General features: G+C 34.7%; 5 protein-coding genes. 2 read left to right on the top strand and 3 right to left on the bottom strand.

Going from position 1 to position 4,267, the window contains the following annotated elements; genetic code table 11:
- Window positions 1–99: 99 nt before the first annotated feature.
- The 3 genes from murA to P8M54_RS10400 form a co-directional block, all read right to left on the bottom strand.
- Window positions 100–1,413, bottom strand: coding sequence for a UDP-N-acetylglucosamine 1-carboxyvinyltransferase (gene murA, locus P8M54_RS10390; RefSeq protein ID WP_300287764.1), 1,314 nt, complete (start codon window positions 1,411–1,413; stop codon window positions 100–102).
- 77 nt (window positions 1,414–1,490) lie between these two features.
- On the bottom strand, window positions 1,491–2,213 hold the full coding sequence (locus P8M54_RS10395; protein ID WP_300287766.1) for a DUF4290 domain-containing protein: 723 nt from the start codon (window positions 2,211–2,213) through the stop codon (window positions 1,491–1,493).
- 83 nt (window positions 2,214–2,296) lie between these two features.
- Complete coding sequence (locus tag P8M54_RS10400; protein WP_300287767.1) at window positions 2,297–2,581, bottom strand: DUF493 family protein; 285 nt, start codon at window positions 2,579–2,581, stop codon at window positions 2,297–2,299.
- Between the two features lie 144 nt (window positions 2,582–2,725).
- Here P8M54_RS10400 and P8M54_RS10405 point away from each other — a divergent pair, with 144 nt between their 5' ends.
- Together P8M54_RS10405 and P8M54_RS10410 are read left to right on the top strand one after the other, a co-directional pair.
- Window positions 2,726–3,265, top strand: a complete 540-nt coding sequence (locus tag P8M54_RS10405; protein WP_300287768.1) for an ATP-binding protein — start codon at window positions 2,726–2,728, stop codon at window positions 3,263–3,265.
- 67 nt (window positions 3,266–3,332) lie between these two features.
- The coding region (locus tag P8M54_RS10410) for a RecQ family ATP-dependent DNA helicase (RefSeq protein ID WP_300287769.1) at window positions 3,333–4,267 on the top strand (935 nt) is incomplete at its 3' end.

The following is a 4,267-nucleotide window of genomic DNA, read 5'->3' on the forward strand; positions in this document are numbered from 1 at the left end:
CTAAGCCTTTTATGATAGCTAAGCAGGTATTTCCTATTATACTAAAGTAAGTTGCCTTGACGGCTTCTTGTTCTTTACTCATTCTATTGTTCCTTCTATTTATTCAACACGAACGATTTTCGCTCCAATAGCTCTTAAACGCTCATCGATTCTTTCGTATCCACGATCAATTTGTTCAATGTTTTGAATTGTACTCGTTCCTTTTCCTGAAAGTGCAGCAATCAATAATGAAATTCCAGCGCGAATATCTGGTGAAGACATTGTTGTAGCTTTTAACTGAGATTGGAAATTATGTCCCATTACTACAGCTCTATGCGGATCACATAACATAATTTTAGCTCCCATGTCAATTAATTTATCGACAAAGAAAAGACGACTTTCAAACATTTTTTGGTGAATAAGCACATCTCCTTTAGCCTGTGTTGCCACAACTAAAACAATACTTAATAAGTCAGGAGTAAATCCTGGCCAAGGCGCATCAGCAATAGTTAAAATAGAACCATCAATATCCGTTTTGATTTCATACCCATCTTCATGAGCAGGAATATAGATATCATCTCCTTTTCGTTCTAAAGTAATCCCTAGTTTTCTAAAAGTATTAGGAATCAATCCTAGGTTATCCCAACTTACATCTTTAATTGTAATTTCACTTCTTGTCATCGCTGCTAAACCAATCCAAGAACCTATTTCAATCATATCTGGTAAAATACGGTGTTCACAACCTACCAAACTTTCAACACCTTCAATGGTCAATAAATTAGAACCAACTCCAGTTATTTTGGCTCCCATCGAATTTAACATCTTGCATAATTGCTGTAAATAAGGCTCACAAGCCGCATTGTAAACGGTGGTAATTCCTTTGGCTAAAACAGCAGCCATTACAATATTAGCAGTACCGGTAACTGAGGCTTCGTCTAGCAACATAGCTGTTCCTACTAAACCATTTTTAGCTTCTACACCATAAAAGTGATCTTCTCTGTTGTAACGGAATTTCGCTCCTAAATTGATAAATCCTTCAAAATGGGTATCTAGTCTTCTTCTTCCAATCTTATCTCCACCTGGCTTAGGAATATACCCTTTTCCAAAACGAGCTAATAAAGGACCGACAATCATAATAGATCCACGAAGTGAACCACCTTCTTTCTTGAAAGCTTCTGTCTCTAAGTAGCCTATATTTACATCATCGGCTTGGAAGGTATACGAACCAGGACCATTTTTTTGAATTTTTACACCTAGATTTCCTAAAAGCGTAATTAACTTATTGATATCAATAATATCAGGAATATTGTTGATTATAACTTTTTCAGGAGTTAAAAGTACCGCACATAAAATTTGTAATGCTTCATTTTTTGCTCCTTGTGGAGTGATTTCACCTTTTAGACGAATGCCTCCTTCTATTTTGAAAATTCCCATATTATCGTATTAATAGTGTTATAAGTTTGTAAATCAAAAACAGCTTTAGTAGGAATCGAAATGATTCGATTTCAAAACTATTTTTGGTTATTGTTATTTTTAGAATAGGTCTTTGCTTTACCTGTTTTTGTATTTTTATTACTTTGAATTTTTGGCTGACCTGCAGGACTTATTTTGTTAGAAATTCGCTTATTGGTTCGCAATAAATCAGTCGTATTTATTAGCTCTTCTGTACTTTGACGCAAGTCTAGCTTTCCATCTGAAAGCTCATAAAGATGCTCAAAAATCACATCATCCTTTACGGTATCTTTGTTCCAACTTAAATAGGACTTTTTCATGTGATTGGCAATTACCTTTACCAAGGCATTTTTCATTTCCCCATCATCCCATTTATTAGCTACATCGATCATGTACTTAATATTGTTTCCGTAATACCTGTATTTAGGGAAATTTTGAGGGTAATTTAAAACATCTGGTTTTAATTGTAATACCTCTCTTGAAGGAATTGGGTATGGAGAGTCGACCTGCAATTTAAAATCAGACATAATAAAAAGTTGATCCCATAACTTATGCTGAAAGTCCAAAACATCACGTAAATGTGGATTTAGGTTCCCCATTACTTGAATAATGTACTTTGCGGCTTTGTTTCGCTCTTCGCTATCAGCTATGATAGTAGCTTGGTCAATCAGCTTTTGCAAATGACGACCATACTCCGGAATGATTAAATGCGACCTCTCGGCATTGTATTCTAAATGATGTACAACATCATTAGCAACTTCTTTTGTATACTTTGAATTCATCTTTGATTTATTTTGAGGCATTTGAGCACAACTAATTTACCACCAACTATTAGCTGGTTTAGCATCCTAGATTTATTCAAATATTAAAGAGATACGATACCTTCAATTGTAGAAACTTCCTGATATTTCTCAACAATAGCTTGAGAACTTTTCATTTGAACGTCGATAGAGATACTTGTAAATTTACCTGTTTTAGACTTTGTAGTTTTGATAACAGCACCCATACTATTGAAGGCTGCTTCTACTTTTTCTACATTTTCCGTTGTAGTTGGAACTATAAATTTAAACAAATACAAAGCAGGCCAGGAATTACTATTATCCAACTCCACTTTCAATCTATCATAAAATTCTTCCGCCTTTTTATCCATCTTATAATTAAAATTAAAGCAAAGATACAGTTTCAAATGCAAATTATGAATTATGGCTTATAAATTTTAATAAAACCAATTTTATTCGGTTCAATATTTCGATTTCCAATTAGTTTGAGTACTTTTGCGCCTTATTTCCAAATCGTGCAAAAAGAAGTCATTATTATTATAGGAGGTCCCGGAACTGGTAAAAGTACTTTAATTGATGGTTTAATAGCAAAAGGATTTTGCTGTTATCCTGAGATTTCAAGAGAGGTAACTTTAGAAGCAAAGAAACAAGGAATCGAACAATTGTTTCTTGAAAAACCGCTGCTTTTTAGCGAGCTTTTACTCGAAGGAAGAAAAAAACAATTCTTAGATGCTCAAAAAGAGCCACATAATGTGGTTTTTATTGACCGAGGAATTCCTGATGTACTTGCTTATATGCACTATATTGGCGATAGCTACCCTGCATCATTCGACGCTATTTGTAGAGAATACCGGTACAGTAAAATATTTATCTTACCACCATGGGAAGAAATTTATGTGAGCGATGAAGCGCGATACGAAAACTACGAACAGGCTAAATTGATTCAAAATCATTTGATCGAGACCTATAAAGGGTATGAATACGATTTAATAGAAGTACCAAAAGATACCATTGAAAACCGAATTCTTTTTATCTTAGACAAAATTTCGAGCTAATCACTTTGTCGATACGGTTACGTCCAAAGAAATTTTAGTTTAAAATTTGTAATTCAAATTAAAAAGAATGTCTGAGGCGTTACAAATTCTACAAAAATACTGGAAGCACGATTCTTTTAGATCACTGCAGGAAGACATCATTGATGCTGTTGTAAGTGGGCAAGATACTTTTGCCTTGATGCCTACAGGCGGCGGAAAATCAATTTGTTTTCAAGTTCCCGCCATGATGAAAGAAGGAATTTGCTTAGTCATATCTCCCTTAGTAGCCTTAATGAAAGATCAAGTCGCTAATTTGCAGCAGCGAAACATCAAAGCCATTGCATTGACAGGCGGAATTAGGCAAGATGAAATAATTGACCTACTAGATAACTGCCAGTATGGTAATTTCAAATTCCTTTATTTGTCGCCTGAGCGCTTACAATCAGATTGGATTTTAGATCGTATTAAAACACTTCCAATCAACCTCATTGCAATTGACGAAGCGCACTGCGTGTCCCAATGGGGACATGATTTTAGACCAGCCTATTTAAAAATCTCACAACTTAAAGAATATTTTCCTAAGATTCCATTTCTAGCACTCACTGCAACGGCCACAGAAAGAGTTAAGGAAGATATTGTTTTGCAATTAGGTTTAGAGAAACCACAATTTTTTAAAAAATCATTTGCAAGAAAAAATATTGCTTACATGGTTTTTGAAGTCGAAGATAAACTGCACAGAATAACTCAAATTTTAAAAAAAAATCCACAATGCTCGATCATATACGTCCGAAACAGAAAATCGTGTCTTGAAATTTCATCTCAATTGCAACAACTCGGCTTCAAAGCCACCTATTACCATGGCGGCCTTAGCTCCAAAGAAAAAGATAAAAACATGCAGCTTTGGATGCAAGACCAAGCACAGGTTATCGTTGCTACCAATGCATTTGGAATGGGAATCGATAAGGCGACTGTAAAAACGGTTATTCACATCCAATTTCCTGAAAATATCGAAAACTATTATCA

It is taken from the genome of Flavobacterium sp. (assembly GCF_029242675.1).
GTDB lineage: Bacteria > Bacteroidota > Bacteroidia > Flavobacteriales > Flavobacteriaceae > Flavobacterium.